Source organism: Trinickia camelliae (assembly GCF_053525655.1).
The window spans coordinates 16,574-33,263 of record NZ_JBCHAA010000010.1; the positions used below are offsets into that span (position 1 = coordinate 16,574).

Annotated in this window: 12 protein-coding genes; 3 read left to right on the top strand and 9 right to left on the bottom strand. The window is 65.1% G+C overall.

Features of this window, described 5'->3' with window-relative positions; genetic code table 11:
- Nucleotides 1-232: 232 nt before the first annotated feature.
- Nucleotides 233-1,201: an AraC family transcriptional regulator gene (locus tag AAHK20_RS17440; protein WP_449182747.1), complete on the bottom strand. Its 969-nt coding sequence runs from the start codon at nucleotides 1,199-1,201 to the stop codon at nucleotides 233-235.
- A gap of 224 nt (nucleotides 1,202-1,425) precedes the next feature.
- On the opposite strand from AAHK20_RS17440, the gene AAHK20_RS17445 reads away from it, so the two are divergent.
- From AAHK20_RS17445 to AAHK20_RS17455, 3 genes are all read left to right on the top strand, one after another.
- Nucleotides 1,426-2,400, top strand: coding sequence for a LysR family transcriptional regulator (locus tag AAHK20_RS17445; protein ID WP_449182748.1), 975 nt, complete (start codon nucleotides 1,426-1,428; stop codon nucleotides 2,398-2,400).
- Between the two features lie 214 nt (nucleotides 2,401-2,614).
- Nucleotides 2,615-4,336, top strand: coding sequence for a ubiquinone-dependent pyruvate dehydrogenase (gene poxB / locus AAHK20_RS17450; RefSeq protein WP_449182749.1), 1,722 nt, complete (start codon nucleotides 2,615-2,617; stop codon nucleotides 4,334-4,336).
- Nucleotides 4,337-4,400: 64 nt separating this feature from the next.
- Nucleotides 4,401-4,943 (top strand): hypothetical protein, encoded by a 543-nt coding sequence (locus tag AAHK20_RS17455; protein WP_449182750.1) that lies wholly within the window; start codon nucleotides 4,401-4,403, stop codon nucleotides 4,941-4,943.
- A 17-nt stretch (nucleotides 4,944-4,960) separates the two neighbouring features.
- Here the strand turns inward: AAHK20_RS17455 and AAHK20_RS17460 are convergent, their stop codons facing one another.
- The 8 genes from AAHK20_RS17460 to AAHK20_RS17495 all read right to left on the bottom strand — a co-directional run bounded on the left by AAHK20_RS17460 (nucleotide 4,961) and on the right by AAHK20_RS17495 (nucleotide 16,671).
- A complete protein-coding gene (locus AAHK20_RS17460) occupies nucleotides 4,961-6,358 on the bottom strand; it encodes an MFS transporter (RefSeq protein WP_449182751.1) in 1,398 nt (465 codons plus the stop codon).
- A 206-nt stretch (nucleotides 6,359-6,564) separates the two neighbouring features.
- Entirely contained in the window at nucleotides 6,565-8,334 is a 1,770-nt protein-coding gene (locus tag AAHK20_RS17465; RefSeq protein ID WP_449182752.1) for a S53 family peptidase, read from the bottom strand.
- A gap of 449 nt (nucleotides 8,335-8,783) precedes the next feature.
- Nucleotides 8,784-10,526, bottom strand: coding sequence for a S10 family peptidase (locus AAHK20_RS17470; protein WP_449182753.1), 1,743 nt, complete (start codon nucleotides 10,524-10,526; stop codon nucleotides 8,784-8,786).
- Nucleotides 10,527-10,610: 84 nt separating this feature from the next.
- Nucleotides 10,611-11,438, bottom strand: a complete 828-nt coding sequence (locus AAHK20_RS17475; protein WP_449182754.1) for a sulfite exporter TauE/SafE family protein — start codon at nucleotides 11,436-11,438, stop codon at nucleotides 10,611-10,613.
- 3 nt (nucleotides 11,439-11,441) lie between these two features.
- The gene (locus AAHK20_RS17480; RefSeq protein WP_449182755.1) at nucleotides 11,442-12,701 is read right to left on the bottom strand and encodes an NAD(P)/FAD-dependent oxidoreductase; all 1,260 of its coding nucleotides are present in this window, start codon (nucleotides 12,699-12,701) and stop codon (nucleotides 11,442-11,444) included.
- A 55-nt stretch (nucleotides 12,702-12,756) separates the two neighbouring features.
- Nucleotides 12,757-13,617 (bottom strand): MBL fold metallo-hydrolase, encoded by an 861-nt coding sequence (locus AAHK20_RS17485; protein WP_449182756.1) that lies wholly within the window; start codon nucleotides 13,615-13,617, stop codon nucleotides 12,757-12,759.
- Nucleotides 13,618-13,631: 14 nt separating this feature from the next.
- The gene (locus AAHK20_RS17490; protein WP_449182757.1) at nucleotides 13,632-15,272 is read right to left on the bottom strand and encodes an HAL/PAL/TAL family ammonia-lyase; all 1,641 of its coding nucleotides are present in this window, start codon (nucleotides 15,270-15,272) and stop codon (nucleotides 13,632-13,634) included.
- A gap of 46 nt (nucleotides 15,273-15,318) precedes the next feature.
- Nucleotides 15,319-16,671, bottom strand: coding sequence for an MFS transporter (locus tag AAHK20_RS17495; RefSeq protein ID WP_449182758.1), 1,353 nt, complete (start codon nucleotides 16,669-16,671; stop codon nucleotides 15,319-15,321).
- Nucleotides 16,672-16,690: the final 19 nt, after the last annotated feature.

Genomic DNA, 16,690 nt, shown 5'->3' on the forward strand with positions numbered 1-16,690 from the left:
CCGGGGCTAGGGCCCGCGTGGCGGCGAGAAATGTAAGCGGATTGACGGGCGAAGGCGTGCTAAAGCGTGCTTTCGCACCGGTGGCGCGCTGGTCGGGCGGCGAGCGCAAGCTCGCGCCGGGCGCCGGCTCGTGCGCTATTGTAGTTGGACTTCATTGCGACACTTTTTTGGAGCGCGCGAATCGACGCGCCGCGCGCGTTGCCGGACGAGCGTCCGGCGCAGCACGACGCGCTTACGACGTCGTCACATAGCGCGGCGCCGGAGCCGGCTCCGGCTGCGGCGACGCATCGCCGTTCGCCGCTCGCATGCGGCGCATCTCGTCGACGGGACTGACGCCGAACAACCGCTTGAACTCGCGGCTGAATTGCGACGCGCTTTCATAGCCGACCCGCGCCGCCGCCGTGCTCGCGTTCATGCCGTCCTGCATCATCAGCAAGCGCGCCTGATGCAAGCGCGTGGTCTTGACGTACTGCATCGGCGAGGTCGACGTCACGGCCTTGAATTGCGCGTGAAACACGGCGAGGCTCATGCCGGCTTCGCTCGCGAGCGTATCGACGTCGAGATCGCTGCGATAGTCGGAGTGAATGCGGCGCAGCGCCTTCGCGATGCGGCCGAAGTGATGCTGATACGTGAGCGCCGCGCGAATCGCGTTGCCTTGCACGCCGGTCAGCACCCGATAGCAGATCTCGCGCACGATCGACGGCCCGAGCACGCGTGCGTCAAGCGGGGACTTGAGCGCTTCCAGAAGGCGCAGCACCGCGTCGCTGAAATGAGGGTCGAGCGGCGTCGAGTAGATGCCTTGCGGCTCGCTGATGGCGGGCGTGTGGCCGTCGTCGATTTGCAGCAGCAATTCCGCCGCCATCGTCAGGTCCACGCGAATCTTGATGCCGAGCAGCGGCTCTTCCGGGCTCGCCTCGGTTTCGACTTCGAACGGCAGCGGCACCGAGAACACGAGATATTGCTGCGCGTCGTAGACGAAGACCTTGTCGCCGATAAAGCCGCGCTTGCGGCCCTGGCACAGAATCACGATGCACGGGTCGTACATTGCCGCCTGACGGGGATGAGCGCGGCTCGAGCGCATGAACTTGACGCCGTCGAGACACGAGTGCGTGTAACCCTCGGCGGGGGCCAGCTTGGCGAGCAATTCGACCATCCGCTGCTGCGCGGGGCTCACGTAAGTCGTTGGTGTGATGGTTGCCATGGTGGGAACGGTCCGTCGACTAGTTCGGTGTTCAAGAGGATCAGGCTTGAAATCTAGCACCAAACGGTATCTATGAGTGGGCGGCCAGAGAAATAGGCAAGTCTTCGAGATATTCAGGTATTCACCGGCTGGCGTCCGGTCCTTACGATGGGAGCCCTGACGGACTCCGCCTTTGCCTTTCGTTCCCGCGGAAGTCCGTGCCGCATCCGACAGGAGAAAAGCCCGTGATCGACCGTGTCCAGGCGATGCGCACCTTCGTTCGTATCGTCGATACCCAAAGCTTCACGCGCGCCGCGCTTTCGCTCGACATTCCGCGCGCGACTGCAACAACCATTGTCCAGAACCTCGAAGCCATGCTCGGCGTGCAGTTGCTCCAACGCACGACGCGCCGTTTGAACCTCACCGCCGAAGGCGCCGCGTACTACGAGCGCTGCGTGCAGATCCTCGCCGACATCGACGAAATGGAAGCGAGCCTGCGCGACAACACCGACAACCTGCGCGGGCGTTTGCGCGTCGAAATGCCGGGCGCGGTGGCCACGGCGCTCGTGTTTCCCGCGCTCGACGATTTTCATGCGCGCTTTCCGAACATCGATCTCGCGATCGGCTTGAGCAATCGCGCGGTCGATATGGTGGGCGAGGCGGTCGATTGCAGCATCCAGCTCGGCGAGCTGCCCGACTCGGGGCTCGTCGCGCGGCGTCTCGGCGTGCTCGAGCAGGTCACCTGCGCGAGCCCCGAGTACCTCGCGCGGCATGGCACGCCGGAGTCGCTCGACGAACTGGAAGGCCATGTGGCCGTCAACTGCATGGCCGCTGCCGGCACCACGGCCGGGCGCGGCGCCGAGTTCGACTTCGACGACGAAGGCCGCGTGACGACGGTAAGGGTCGAAGGCTTCGTGCAAGTCGCCGACGAGCACGCGTATCTCGCCTGCGGGCTCGAAGGGCTTGGCCTGATCCAGCCGTCGCGGATCGCCGCGCAGCCGTATCTGGAGTCGGGGCTGCTCACGGAAGTGCTGCCGCGCTATACGCCGGTGCCCGTGGCGGTGTCGGTCGCGTATCTGAAGAACCGCCGCGTGTCGCCGCGCGTGCGCGCGTTCGTCGATTGGCTCGCCGAGCTGTTCGAGAAGGCGGAGCTGATCGACAAGGATATGTCGCGCGTGCGTCAGCTGCTGCGCGGCCTGCACCCCGATGCGGTGAACTGAGTCGCGTTCTTACCCTGCCAAGATTCGTACCCGGAATCCGCCTGTAACGCCTGAAGAAACGCGCCGCCGTAGGCGCGTTTTTTTATTGGTCCGCTCATTGGCCTGCTCGCCAGCCCAACTTGGCATTGACGACGCTAACCGTCTATCTTCGACAAGTGCACGAAGTCGATGCGTAATGCAGGCGGGCAGGCGGACCTTCAAAGGGAACACGATCATGGCAAAGCAGACCATTGCGGACTATCTCGCGAAGACGTTGCAGGCGGCTGGTGTCGAGCGGATCTGGGGTGTGACGGGCGACAGCCTGAACGGCCTTTCCGACAGCTTGATGCGGCTCGGCTCGATACGCTGGATGCACACGCGTCACGAGGAAGTGGCGGCGTTCGCGGCCGGCGCCGAAGCGGCGGCAACCGGCAAGCTCGCGGTGTGCGCGGGAAGCTGCGGGCCGGGCAATCTGCATTTGATCAACGGACTGTTCGACTGTCATCGCAATCATCAGCCGGTGCTTGCGATTGCGGCGCACATTCCGTCATCCGAGATCGGCCTTGGCTACTTTCAGGAGACGCATCCTCAGACGCTCTTCAAGGAGTGCAGCCACTACGTCGAGCTCGTGAGCAATCCGCGGCAGTTTGCGCGCGTGCTCGCCACCGCGATGCGCACCGCCATCGACGAGCACGGCGTCGCCGTGATCGTGCTGCCGGGGGACGTCGCGCTTGCCGAAGCGCCCGAGGAGGAAGTGCAATGGGCGCCGCCGGGCAAGTCGACCACGGTGCCGTCACCGACCGATATCGATCGCCTCGTGAAGCTGCTCGACGCCTCCGATGCCGTGACGCTCTTATGCGGCAGCGGCTGCGCCGGAGCGCACGACGAAGTCGTCGCGCTCGCGGACATGCTCGGCGCGCCGGTCGTGCATGCGCTGCGCGGCAAGCAGTTCGTCGAGTGGGACAACCCGAACGACGTGGGCATGACCGGGCTCCTCGGCTTTTCATCGGGCTATCACGCGATGATGTCGTGCGACACGCTGCTGATGCTCGGCACCGATTTCCCGTACCGCAATTTCTATCCGCAAGACGCCAGCATCGTGCAGATCGACCGGCGCGCTAGCGCGCTCGGCAAGCGCGCGCCGCTTAAGCTCGGGCTCGTCGGCGACGTGCGCGAGACGGTGCAGGAACTGCTGCCGAGGCTCGCGCGCAAGGCAAATCGTCATTTCATCGGCCGTGCGCTCAAGCACTATCAGGCCGCGCGCAAGGGCCTCGACGAACTCGCGCGGCCGTCGGCGCCCGGACGGCCGATCCATCCGCAATACCTGACCAAAATCCTCGACGAACTGGCCGCCGAAGACGCCGTCTTCACCGCCGACGTCGGCACGCCGACGCTATGGGCCGCGCGCTATCTGAAGATGAACGGCAAGCGCTCGCTGCACGGCTCGTTCAGTCATGGCTCAATGGCGAATGCGATGCCGCAGGCGCTCGGCGCGCAGGCGGCGCATCCGGGCCGGCAGGTCATATCGATGTCGGGCGACGGCGGGTTGTCGATGCTGCTGGGCGATTTGCTCACGGCGCGCCAGCTCGATTTGCCGATCAAGGTGATCGTCTACAACAACAGCGTGCTCGGCTTCGTCGCGATGGAGATGAAGGCGGGTGGCTATCTCGACAACGGCACGGACCTCGCCGCGACCAACTTCGCCGATATCGCGAATGGGGCAGGGATCTTCGGCGTGCGTGTCGAGGAATCCGAGCAACTGGCCGACGCGCTGAAGCTCGCGTTTTCAAAGCCGGGACCCGCGCTGGTCGATGTCGTCACGTCAAAGTACGAGATCGCGATGCCGCCGAAGATTCAATGGGAGCAGGCGAAGGGCTTCAGTCTCTACATGCTGCGCGCGGTGTTGAGCGGGCGCGGGGATGAGGTGGTGGAGCTAGCGCATACGAATCTGCGATGAGGATTGGCGTCGATGCTGCGGTATTCTGTGGCGCAGCCCAAGCCAACGCTCCAGAGAGAAGAGCATGAGCAAGCTGACCGCCAGGATCAAACACGAGTTCATGGAACTGCTGCCGCCGACGATCTTCTTTTTCATCATCCTGCACGTCGTCGCGCTCGTTCGAGCGCTGATGACGAAAGGCACTGGACTTACCGTGCCGTCGTCGGCCTCCGTGACCCTCGCTGCGCTGGTGCTCGGCAAGTCGGTGCTGATCGCGAACATGCTGCCGTTCATCAACCGCTTTCCCGAGAAGCCGCTGATCTGGAACGTGGGTTGGAAGACGGCGATGTACACCCTGGTGGCGCTGTGCATTCACTATCTGGAGCGTCTGTGGGAATACTGGAAAGAGGCGCCCGGCTTTGTCGCCGCCAACCATAAGCTGCTTGCGGAACTCAACTGGCCACAGTTCTGGGCGATCCAGATCCTGCTGGTGATGCTGATCATCAACTACTGCGTGATTGCCGAGATCGCGCGCTTCGTCGGACGCGACAAGCTGAGGGCGATGTTCTTCGGGCCGATGCCGGCCAAGCCGGCTGGATCGGCGGTGGGCGCGAGCGGACTCGACTGAGCGCTCGCGCGGATTGCTTACCCCCGCGCCCCTCTCGCAATCTCATCCCCCGCATTCGGCGCCAACCGCCGCGTAATCGGAATCGAGCCGAACGAAAACAATCCGACCACGACGAACGCCGGCCAGAAATCCGACCACATGATGTGCGCGTGCCCATGGGCCGCGCGCGAAATATGCAGCACGATCCCGCCGACCGTCACGCCGAGCCCGAGCGACATCTGCTGCACGACGCTGCCGAGGCTCGTGGCGCGGCCGGCGTCGCGGCTGTCGATATCGGCGTAGATCATCGAATTGAGGCTCGTGAACTGCAGCGCCGGAAAGAAGCCGCCGAACAGCACGATCATCCAGATCACCCAGACCGGCATGCCGGGAACGAAGCTGCCGCAGGCCGCGATGGCGATGCCGGCGAACACCGCGTTATAGATCAGCACCGTGCGAAAGCCGTAGCGGCGCAGCACGGTCGAGGTGAGCGAGCGCATGAACATGCCGCCGAACGCCGAGGCGCACGTGATGGCACCCGACTGAAACGCCGACATGCCCAGCCCCTCCTGCAGCGAGAGCGGCAAGAGGAACGGCACCGCGCCGAGCCCGATGCGGAACATCGAGCCGCCGAGCACGCTCGCGCGATAAGTGGGGATGCGCAGGAACGCGAGATCGAGGAGAGGACGCGCCGCGCGCTGCGCATACAGCACATAGAGCACGAGCAGCAGCGCGCCCACGATGCACAGTTCGACGGCCGTACGTGCCGAAACAAGCTCGCCGTCGATCAGCGACAGCCCCAGCAGCAACGCCGACGCGCCGATCGCGGAGAGCAGGAAGCCGACCCAATCGAGCGGACCGGGATGCGGCTCGTGCGAATTGACGATGTGCTTGTTGGTCAGGTAGATGCCGAGCACGCCGACCGGCACGTTGATGAAGAAGATCAGGCGCCAGTGCAGGTAAGTGGTGATGAACCCGCCGAGGAGCGGCGCGACCGCCGGAGCGAGGAGCGCGGGCATGCTCAGGTAGTTCATCGCGCGCACGAATTCCGACTTCGGCACGACGCGGAAAATGATGATGCGCCCGACCGGCACCATCATCGCGCCGCCCACGCCTTGAATGAAGCGTGCGAGCGAGAAGGTATCGAGCGAGCGCGAAGCCGCGCACATCAGCGAGCCGACCACGAAGATGCCGATTGCCGTGCGGAAGATGGTGCGGGCGCCGAAGCGGTCGGCGAACCAGCCGCACACGGGGATGAAGACGCCGAGCCCCATCACGTAGCTGATGATGCCGATCTTGAGCGCGACCGGATCGCTGCCGAAATCGCGGGCCATCGAGGGGAGTGCGGTGACGATGATGTTGGCATCGACGCTTTCCATGAACATCGCGCACGCGACGATGAGGGGGACGAGGAAAGCTTTGATGGCAAGCGGCATGGAAGACAGCGCGAACGACGCCAGCGGCAAAGCGATGATTATGCGCCTACTTCAATCGCATTGGGGAGGGGGAATGCGCGTCTCGCAACACGATCGTGCTGTTTCGCGGCGCTTTGACAGCAGAGTTCGATGGTTCGCAAGCCCGCCTCCCCGTTTGCATAGGGAGGCGGGCGTTGCCGCTAGTTCACGCGCTTACTGTGCAAACCTCATTGCGCAAACTTATGCCCCTGCACGTAGGTGGCGAGCTTCGAAATATCGAAGCTGCCCCAGCCCGTCGGATAGTCCCAGCCCTTGCCCGCGTTGTAGCCGTAGCCCTGGTAGCCGTTGTTGCCGGAGGTCACGTCGTGGACGAGAGTTGGCGTCGACTTGACCGCGCTATAGATGCTCGCGGCGGGGAAGCCGAGCGAGTTCGAGTTGGCCGATTCGAGGCGCGCGTAGAAGCCGACGAAGATCGGCGACGCGAGGCTCGTGCCGCCGATCTGCTGGATCTGCCCGTAGTTGTAGACGAGCGCGCCCGTGCTCTGCGCCGCGTCGAACGAGATATCCGGCACCGCGCGGCCGGCCGGCGCCGGGCTCACGGAGAGGCTCGATTGCCACGTCGGGGCCGCCTCATACGAGCTGAAGCCGCCGGTCGACGCCCATAGCTTGCCGTTCGAGTCGAGGCCTTCGTTCCAGACCGTCTCGCTCGCGTAGCCGTCGCTCGCGGTCGTATAGAGCGTCGTGCCGCCGACCGAGATCACGTTCGGCGAGGACGCCGGCCACGAGATCGAGTACGTGCTGCCGTCCGGGTAGCCGCGGTTGTTGCACTCGTACACGCCTTCGTCGCCGGACGACACCGAGAACGTCTGCCCCTGGGCGACCGCGGTCGTGAAGATCTGGTCTTCGGCGGCCATCGTGCCATCGGAGTACGCGTCGGCTTCGCACCAGCCGAGCGACACGTTGATCACTTTCGCGAGATTGTCGGAGACGGCCTGATTGAACGCCTGCGTCAAGCCCGTGTTGCCCGATGCGCTGTTGTCGGCCATGTAGAAGAGCAACTGGTTCACCGCGCCGCCGGCCGCGCCGACGATCGACTGGCTGTCGAGATCCCACTCGCCTTCGCCTTCCTGATCGTCGCTGTAGTCGCCGTTCGGGCCGCCGGTCTGGATCGCCTGGACGTTCACCGTCGCCAGGTTGTTGGCGCTCGTGAACTGGTTCAAGTCCTGCGTCGCCTGGCTCACGCCGCCTTGCGTGATGATGCCGACCGTCGTGTTCGCCGCGCTGGGCGTATTGCCGACGTCGTAGAGCGCCGGGAATTCGGTCGGGCTGTGGCCCGTCGCGGTGCCGGCGGCGGCGAGCGTCTTGGCCTGCGTGCGCGGGCCGGCGTGCAGCATCGTGTGGGCGCGCGTCACGTTTTGCAGGCCGAGCACGGACAGCACGGTGTCGCTGAGTGCTTCGGGCACTTGCGCGGGGGCCGTGTTGGCAAAGACATCGCGGTTGTTGCGCTGGAAGTGGACGAGCGGCGTATTGAAGCCGCTCTTGACCGAGCTGGCCGTGCCGTCGGCCGACACCAGCAGGCGGTTCGGCGCCACGCGGATATTGATGAAGCCGTTGTTGCGCAGATGGGCGACGACGGCTTGGACTTGCGCTTCGGTCGGCGCGTAGTCCGCGAGGAATTGCTGGTGCGTGAGGAACTTGCGGTAGCGCGTGCTCGTGCGGTCGTTGACGTCGTGCGCAAGCTGCTTGAGCTTGCTCGCATTGCGCAGCTTCAAGCTGATCACGACGTGCGTCGGCGAGCCGGCCGCCAGTTCGACGAGCGGGGTGGCGGCGAGCGTGCGCGTCGCCGGGGCGATGAACGCCTTGGTTTCGGTGCTGACCCATGTCGTCTGCGCGGGGGCGGCCGCCTGCGCGGCTGATGCCACAGCGAGCGGCAGAATCAATGCCGCGCCTTTAAAAGAAGCGAATGCAGAACGTTTCGTATTTGACGTCGACTTCATTTAACCTCCTAAAGCGAAACGCCAGAGCCAGGCAAATCCGTCGAGTCTCGATGCATCGACGGATTGGTATTTCAAGCCGGCTCGGGCGTATTTTCGTTGATATGGATTGTTAGCGCTTGGTGGAGCGATGCGCGCCGCTAACCTAGCAGTGGCAAGGATTTCGCCGGTACTGTCAGGTTTGGCAGTGGAGGCGGGAATTTTTCTCGGCTATCCGGCGCGCGATTTACAAATTGAAAGTCTAATGAATGGTAAGCCGGGGCGAGTGGGTCTAAATTCGAAAATATCGGATCGTTTTTATTGGTATTTTTCTTTGAGTGAAATGGAGGATGGGTTCTAAATTAATTGCAGCTATTTATTTTGAATAATTTGTTATTTTTGAATGACGCGCCTTGCAACACACTGGCGCTCCGTCGCTGCGGAGATATCGGGAAAGCGGTCCCGGAAGGACTTCAACGCGTTGCAGCGGGAGCCGTCGCGGCGTCGTAAAACCGCGCCAAGTCGCCCTTCAAGGCGTGCAGCGCCGCGTCGTCGAGATAGATCATGTGGCCGGTCGGGTAGTACGTGATGTGCACGTTCGCGCGCAGCGACGGATCGAGTTCCATGTGCGACAAGTCGTATTCCGTCGCGAAAAAAGGCGTCGCGAGGTCGAAGTAGCCGTTCGCCGAGAGCACCTGCAAGCGCGGGTTCTGCCGCATCGCTTGCGCGAGATCCCCGGCCGCGTACGGCTCGGTCAGCTCTTCGCCCCACCATTCGCGGTGCTTCCAGTTCCATTGCTTGAGCGCCGCATCGTTGAATACGCGGTAGCGATCCTGCGCGACGTAGTGCAGATCCTGCGCGAGATGCTGATGGAGCGCGGCGTCGAACGCGCTCGAGACGCCGCTCACCGACGCGTCGCCATCGGGGCTGTCCGACGCGTCGTCGATATCGATGCCTTCGAAGCGGCCATCGTAGCGGCCCACCGTGCGCGACTCGCCGCGCAGCAATTCCTTGCGGAAGCGCGACGGCCAGATGCGCAGACGCGTTTCCTTCACGTACTGCGCATCGAGCCCGGTGTAGCGCGCGACCTGCGCGGCGATGGCATCGCGTTCCGCGTCGCCGAGCGCATCGCCTTTTGCGAGCGCCTGCGCGTAGGGGCCGGTTGCGAACGCGCGGACTTCGTCGAGAAACGCCGGCAAATCGGCGGGCTTCGGGTTGAGCTTGTCGTGATACCAGGCGATCGCGGCGTAGGTGGGCAGGTAGCGCTCGTTGAGGGTGTCGTAGCCGGGCGTGTGCAGGCCCGAGTTCAATACCGACGACAGCAGCACGACGCCGTTGAGCGCCAGGTTCTCTTGATCGAGCTTGTACGCGAGCATCGCGGCGCGCGCCGTGCCGTACGATTCGCCGATCAGGAACTTCGGCGAGTTCCAGCGCTGGTTGACCGTCACATAGCGTTCGATGAAATGCGCGAACGCGTCGAGATCTTCGTCGACGCCCCAGAACTGCTTGCCGGTTGCGTGGCCGACGGTCCTGGAAAAGCCGGTGCCGACCGCATCGACGAACACGAGGTCGCTCTTGTCGAGCAGGCTGTCGGGGTTGTCGGCGAGGACGTAGGGCGCGGGCGGGGTCGCGGCGGGGCTCGTGGTGCGGACGCGTTTCGGTCCAACCGAGCCGATCAGCAGAAAGAGGCTGCCCGCGCCGGGGCCGCCGTTGAACAGAAACGTGATGGGGCGCTGGGCGGGGTGCTTCGTGTCCAGGGTGTAGGCGACGTAGAAGACACTGGCTTCGGCGTCGCCTGCGTTGTTGCGCAGGAGCAGGTTGCCCGCTGTCGCGGTGTAGTCGAGCTTGTGGCCGTCGATCCGAATCGAATGATGCGTGACGCTCGACGTCTCGGGCGGAACGGGCTCGGCTGCGGCTTTTGTGGTGCTGGCCGGTGAGACTTCGCTCGCCGGTTCGGCGGCATGCGCTTCACGTTCGCGTGCTTCGCGGGGTTCGCCTTGTGCGTGGCGCTTGACGGGTTCCGGACCCGTGTCGACGCCGGGAGCTGATGCTTCGACGCCCGGCGCGGCTGCGCTCGCTGCAACGGAATTCGAAGCCGCTATCGCAGACGAATCCGCATTCGCGGCCAAGCTCGGGGACGAGGACAGTGTGACGGCGATCGTGGCTGCCGACGCTGCAATGAAACCTTGCAGCGAGATTGCAAAGCGATAGCGCATGGTCGGTCCGATTGAATGTGGCGCAGACTGAATTGGCTCCGATTCTTCTCAATGTCGCGCCACGAGTCAACGTCAATCGGCTGCTTATTGAACGACGACCTTGATCGCCAACCCTATCGCAATGACCGTTGCGATCACCGCGAAGCCTCGCTGCAAGTGGGGTCCGGCGAGACGCCGCGCAAACGGCCGGACGGCGATCAGCCCGCCGAGCGCGCCCGCTGCGAACGGAATCGCGATGGACCAGTTCATGTGGCCGCTCGCCACCGAATACGCGACCCCCGACATCGATACGAGCGCGATCACTGCGAGCGACGTGGCGACGATCGACTGCATCGGCAGCCGCGTGGCGCGGCGCAGCGCCGGCACGACGACGAAGCCGCCGCCGACGCCAAGGAGCCCCGACAGAAAACCCGCGCCCACGCCGGACGCCGCCAGCGCCCGCGCGCAAGGCAGCGTCCAGACGAGGCGTCCGGTGGCGCCGTTGAGCGCGCACGGCACGTCGGCGATGGCGCTGGCGCTGGCGCTGGTTCGCTCGCCGTCGTGCTGTGCCGCTGGCTGCCGGAACATCCGATACGACACGAACATCAGCACCGCCGCGAACAGCAGCGTCAACGGCGCATTGGGCAGGCGCTGCGCGGCCCACACGCCGGCGGGAGAGATCAGCATCCCGCTCACGGCGATGAAGCTCGCGGCTTTATAGCGGACGATCCCCGCGCGCAGGCCCAGCACGGCGCCGAGCGCGGCGGACAGCGCGACCGCCAGGAGGCCGATCGGCGCGGCCTGCGCGACGGCGAGGTGCAAGCCGAACACCAGGAGCGGCACCGCGATGATCGCGCCGCCCGCGCCGGTCAGCGCGAGAATCAGGCCGACGACCGAGCCCAGCAACACGCTGGTCAATTCAATCATCGCCATGGGTCAGCCGGCCTTCGTCTGCGTGAGCCACTCATGGCCCTTGAGCATGCCTTCCCAGTAGAGCCAAGGCAGCAGCGTGGTCTTCATGTGCCACGACGAGCGGCGCGCGACCGTTCCGTCCAGCGGGAACGTCGGCAGCAGCTTGCCCCCGTAGCCGAATTCGGCGAACACGACTTTGCCTTTTTCCACGGTGAGCGGACACGCGCCGTAGCCGTCATAGACAGCCGGCAGCGCCTGGCCGTCGCGCGCCGCCAGCAGGTTGCGGGCGACGATCACGATCTGCTTGCGCACGGCGGCAGCCGTCTTCGCATTCGAGGTCGAACACACGTCGCCGAGCGCGAAGATGTTCGGATAGCGCGGATGGCGCAGGGTGGCGGGATCGGTTTCGCACCAGCCGTCGGCGTTCGCGAGCGGGCTCGTGCGAATGAAGTCGGGCGCGGCTTGCGGCGGGACGACGTGCAGCATGTCGAACGGCTTGTCGACGCGGGTCACGTTGCCGTCGGCGTCCTTGATGGCGAAGGTGGCGACGCGCTTCGGGCCGTCGACCGCCACCAGATTCGAATTGAACGCGAGCTCCGCCTGGTAGCGCTCGATATAGCGCATCAGCGACGGCACGAACGCGGCTACGCCGAACAGCGCGGCTCCGGCGTTGTTGAACTCGACGTCGATGTTGCCGAGCACGCCTTGGCGCCGCCAGTGGTCGCAGGCGAGGTACAGCGCTTTTTGCGGCGCGCCCGCGCATTTGATCGGCATCGGCGGCTGCGTGAAGAGCGCCCGGCCGCGCTGCGTCGCGCGCACGAGCTGCCACGTGTAGGGCGCGAGATCGAACCGGTAGTTCGACGTGACGCCGTGCTTGCCGAGCGTGGCTTCCAAGCCGTCGATCTTGTTCCAGCCGAGCTGCAAGCCGGGGCAGACGATCAGGTGCCGATAGCCGAGCTCGCGCCCGTCGTCGAGTTCCACCGCATCGCGCTCGGGCGCGAAACGCGTCACGCGCGCCTGAATCCATTGCGCGTCGCCGGGGATCAAGGAAGCGGTCGGCCGCACCGTCTTGTGGATGTCGAACGCGCCGCCGCCGACGAGCGTCCAGCCGGGCTGGTAGTAGTGCTTGTCGCTCGGCTCGACGATCGCGATCTTCAGCCGCGGCTGCCGCTTCAGCAGGCTTGCCGTCACGCCGATTCCGGCTGCGCCGCCGCCCACGACGACGATATCGAAGGTTGGCTTGGAATGGGTCCGCCCGTTGGCGGGCGTGGTCGTTTGAATCATTCTTGTTATTGCCTTGTTATGACTGGGTCATTGCCTGTTCATCGCGTCGATGTGCTCAAAGCACGTTCAACGGTATCTTCAGATAGCGAATGCCGTTTGCCTCGGGCTCGGGGAGGGCGCCCGCGCGAATATTCAACTGGACCGACGGGATGATCAGCGCCGGCATGCCGAGCGTCGTATCGCGCGCGGTGCGCATCGCAACGAAGTCCGCTTCGACGACGGTGTCCCGCACATGAATGTTCGCTGCGCGTTGCTCGTCGACGGTCGTTTGCCAGCGTAGTTCGCGCTCGTTCGGCGGATAGTCGTGGCACATGAAGAGCCGCGTGTCGCCGGCGAGCGAGAGCAGCCGCCGGATCGACGCATACAGCAGGTGCGCGTCGCCGCCCGGGAAATCGCAGCGCGCGGTGCCGACGTCCGGCATGAACAGCGTGTCGCCGACGAATACCGCGCCGTCGAACGCATACGCGACGTCGGCCGGCGTATGGCCCGGCACATGCAGCACGGTGGCTTCCAGTGCGCCGACGCGAAACGTGTCGCCGTCCCGAAACAGCCGGTCGAACTGCGAACCGTCCAGACGGAAGCCCGGCTCGAAATCGAAGACCGGAGCGAACATTTTTTGCACCGAGCGAATCTGCTCGCCGATCGCGATGCTGCCGCCGAGCTGCGCCTTCAGATACGGCGCCGCCGACACGTGATCAGCATGCGCATGCGTTTCGAGCAGCCATTGCACCTCGAGCCGCTGCTCGCGCACGAACGCGATGATGCGATCGGCCGAATGCGTGGCCGTGCGGCCGGCGTGCGGATCGTAGTCGAGCACGGAGTCGATGATCGCGCACGGCGAGCCGGGTGCTGCATAGACGACATAGCTGATCGTCGACGTCGCCGGATCGTGGAACGCCTGAATCACGGGTTTCACTTCATTTGCCTCAATCATTCGTGGTAGTTGCGCAGCAGGTCCGCCGCCGCGCGGAAGTCAATGGTAAGCGGCCGGTCCTGATCGAGGAAGGTGACCTGGCGGCGCAACGCCGCATAGAGCGCCTGAGCGGCGGGCGAGAGCGTGAAGCCGGCTTGCTGTTGCTTGCGCAGGTCGACGGCTTGTGCGGCGTGAATCAGCTCGATGCCGAGCAGCGCGTAGCTGTTGTCGATCTGCTTCTGCACGCGCTCGACCACTTGCGGCGCGTTGGTCGCGATGTCTTCGATGCCGCCCGCCACCGGCAGGTAGTCCATCGAGACCGGCATCGCCAGTTGCTTGTTCTCCATCGCGAGCGCCATCGCGGGCTTTTCCATCGCGCCGAATGCGTGGACGGTCTTATCGGTGCCGAGATAGCGCGTCAGGCCGGTGAGATGCGGATCGTCCAGCTTGACGATGCGCTGCGCCGACGCGAGCGAATTGTGCGCGAGCACGAGGCCCAGTTCCTCGAAGGCGAGCACCCACGGCAGCGGCTCGAAGTTCGCGCTCGGCAGCACCGCGCCGCCCGGCTTCGCCTCCACATAGCCGCGCTTGTCCTGATAGCGCTCGGATTTCGGCTTGACCCCGACGGCGACGCCCGGGTTGTCGTCGGACGAATTCAGCTGCACGCCGAGCAGCGCGCGGGTCTCGTCGTAGACGCGATCCTCTTCGCCGAGCAGATACACGCCCGAGCGGAAGCTCAGCGGATCTTGCAACGGGCGCTGATCGTCGCGATTCCAGAGGCTGCCGCCCGCGATCAGCGTGCGCAGTTCGTCGCCCGCGCGCGCGGTGTACGGGAACGGGCGAAGCGCGAGGGTGTCTTGCAGGAACGGCGACACGTTGCCGTTCAGCGCTTGAAGCGAGAGCGCGTAGACGAGCTTCGTCGTGCGCGCGAGGCGCGCCATGTCGTCGAGGGCGAGCGCCGCCATGCCGGCCGCGTAGGCGTTGGAGCTGAGAATCGCGAGCGCATCCTTGCCGTAGGGCTTGATCGGTGCGATGCCGGCCGCATTGAGCGCATCCGCGGCGGGCATCTTCTTGCCCTGATAGTAGACCTCGCCTTCGCCGAGCATCGCGAGCCCGACGTGCGAGAGGATCGTGATGTCCGCCTCGCCGATCGAGCCGTCCGAGGGCATCGCGGGCGTGACGCCGCGATTCAGGAACTGCGCGTAGGTGTCGACGATCGCAGGCTGAACGCCCGCTCCGCCGTCGAGCATGGCGTTCAGGCGCGCGGCCATCGCGGCGCGCGCGACGCGGATGTCCATGTCCGGTCCCACGCCGCCCGAGTGCGCGTGAATCAGGCCGATGTTGAAGCGGCGCGACGCATCGAGCACTTCGTCGGTCAGCTTGCCGTGGGCGTCGACCATCACGTGGTCCTTGTTCAACCCGACGCCGACGGTCAAGCCGTAGATCTGCTGGCCGGCCTGCGCGGCTTCGAGCAGCACGCGCTGCGCGTCCTCGACGCGCTTGTGCGCGGCAGGGGCGATGCTGACGGGTTCGCCGTCGGCGATGCGGGCGATGACGGCGGGCGTCGCGGAGCGACCGTCCAACTGCACGTCGGCGAAGGAATGCGTGGCGTGCAGCAGCGCACAGGCCACGATCAGGCGGGGAATCGAGCGGAGCACGGGCGGATATCCTTGTGTTGAACGATGGACGGTTTGTGATGCGCGGTTATTGAAGGGCATGCCGGGGCAGGAAAGCGATCGAGACCAAAGCGGCGACGCACGCGGCCATCACGTACCAGGCAGGCGCGAAGGTATTGCCGGTGCTTTGCGTGAGCCACGTGAGGATCGCCGGCGCGAAGCCGCCGAACACGGTGGCCGCGAGGTTGTAGGACAGCGACATGCCGGTGGAGCGCACGCGCGTCGGAAACAACATCGATAGTGCGCAGGGCGCCACGCCCGTGAAGATCGCGACCATCACACAGAACGCGGTCTGCACGACGATCAGGGCGGCGCTCGTGTGCCAGGCATGCAGCCAGACGAGCAGCGGATAGACGCTCACGAGCATCAATAGCGCGCCTGCCGTGAGCACCTTCCTGCAGCCGAAGCGGTCGGACAGCGAGCCGGCCCACACGCAGACCACGGCCATGAAGCAATTGCCGATCAGCGAAGCGATGAACGCCTCGCGCCCTTCGAAGTGCAGCGTGCGCTGCGCGTAGGTCGGCATGAAGATGACGAGCGCATAGACGCAGACGGCCCACAGGATCGAGAAGCCGGCGCCGATCGCGAGCGAGCGCGGATAGTCGCGCACCACTTGCATGAGCGGCGCCTTCTGCGCCTCCTGTTGGCGATGAGCGCGCTCCATTTCAGCCTGGAAGTGCGGCGTTTCATCGAGCGTCTTGCGCAGCCAGAAACCGACCGGCGCGATCGCGAGACCGAGCACGAACGGAATGCGCCAAGCCCAGTCCCCGATCTGCTCGTGCGTGAAGAGCAGCGTGACGACCGTGGCCACCAGCGCGCCGAGGATGTTCGACAGCGCCATGCTCGCCTGCAGCCACGACGCGTATTTGCCTCGCTTGTTGGCGGGCGCGTGCTCGATCAGGAACGCGGCCGCGCCGCCGACCTCGCCGCCCGCCGAGAAGCCTTGCAGTAAGCGTCCGCAGACGATCAGCAGCGGCGCGCCCACGCCGATCGCCGTATAGGGCGGCGCGAACGCGATGATGCCGGTGCCAGCCGCCATCACGAGGATGGTGAGCGTCAGCGCGGCCTTGCGTCCCGCACGATCGCCATAGACGCCGATCACGAGCGCGCCGAGCGGCCGCACGACGAAGCCGAGGCCGAACGCCATGAAGGCTTCCAGCAACTGCACGCTCGAATTCGCGTGACCGAAGAAGTTCTGCGCGATGTAGACCGCGAAGAACGCGTAGACCGAGAAGTCGTACCACTCGAGCGCGTTGCCGATCGAGGCGGCGGCAACGGCGCGCCGACCGATGTGGATCGCATGCGGCGAAGGTCGAGCGGCATCGATCGCATCGACTGATAACGCGGCGGCCTTTTCCAAGGTGGCTCCTGATTGGCTCATGGGCGATGGACGGGAGAGA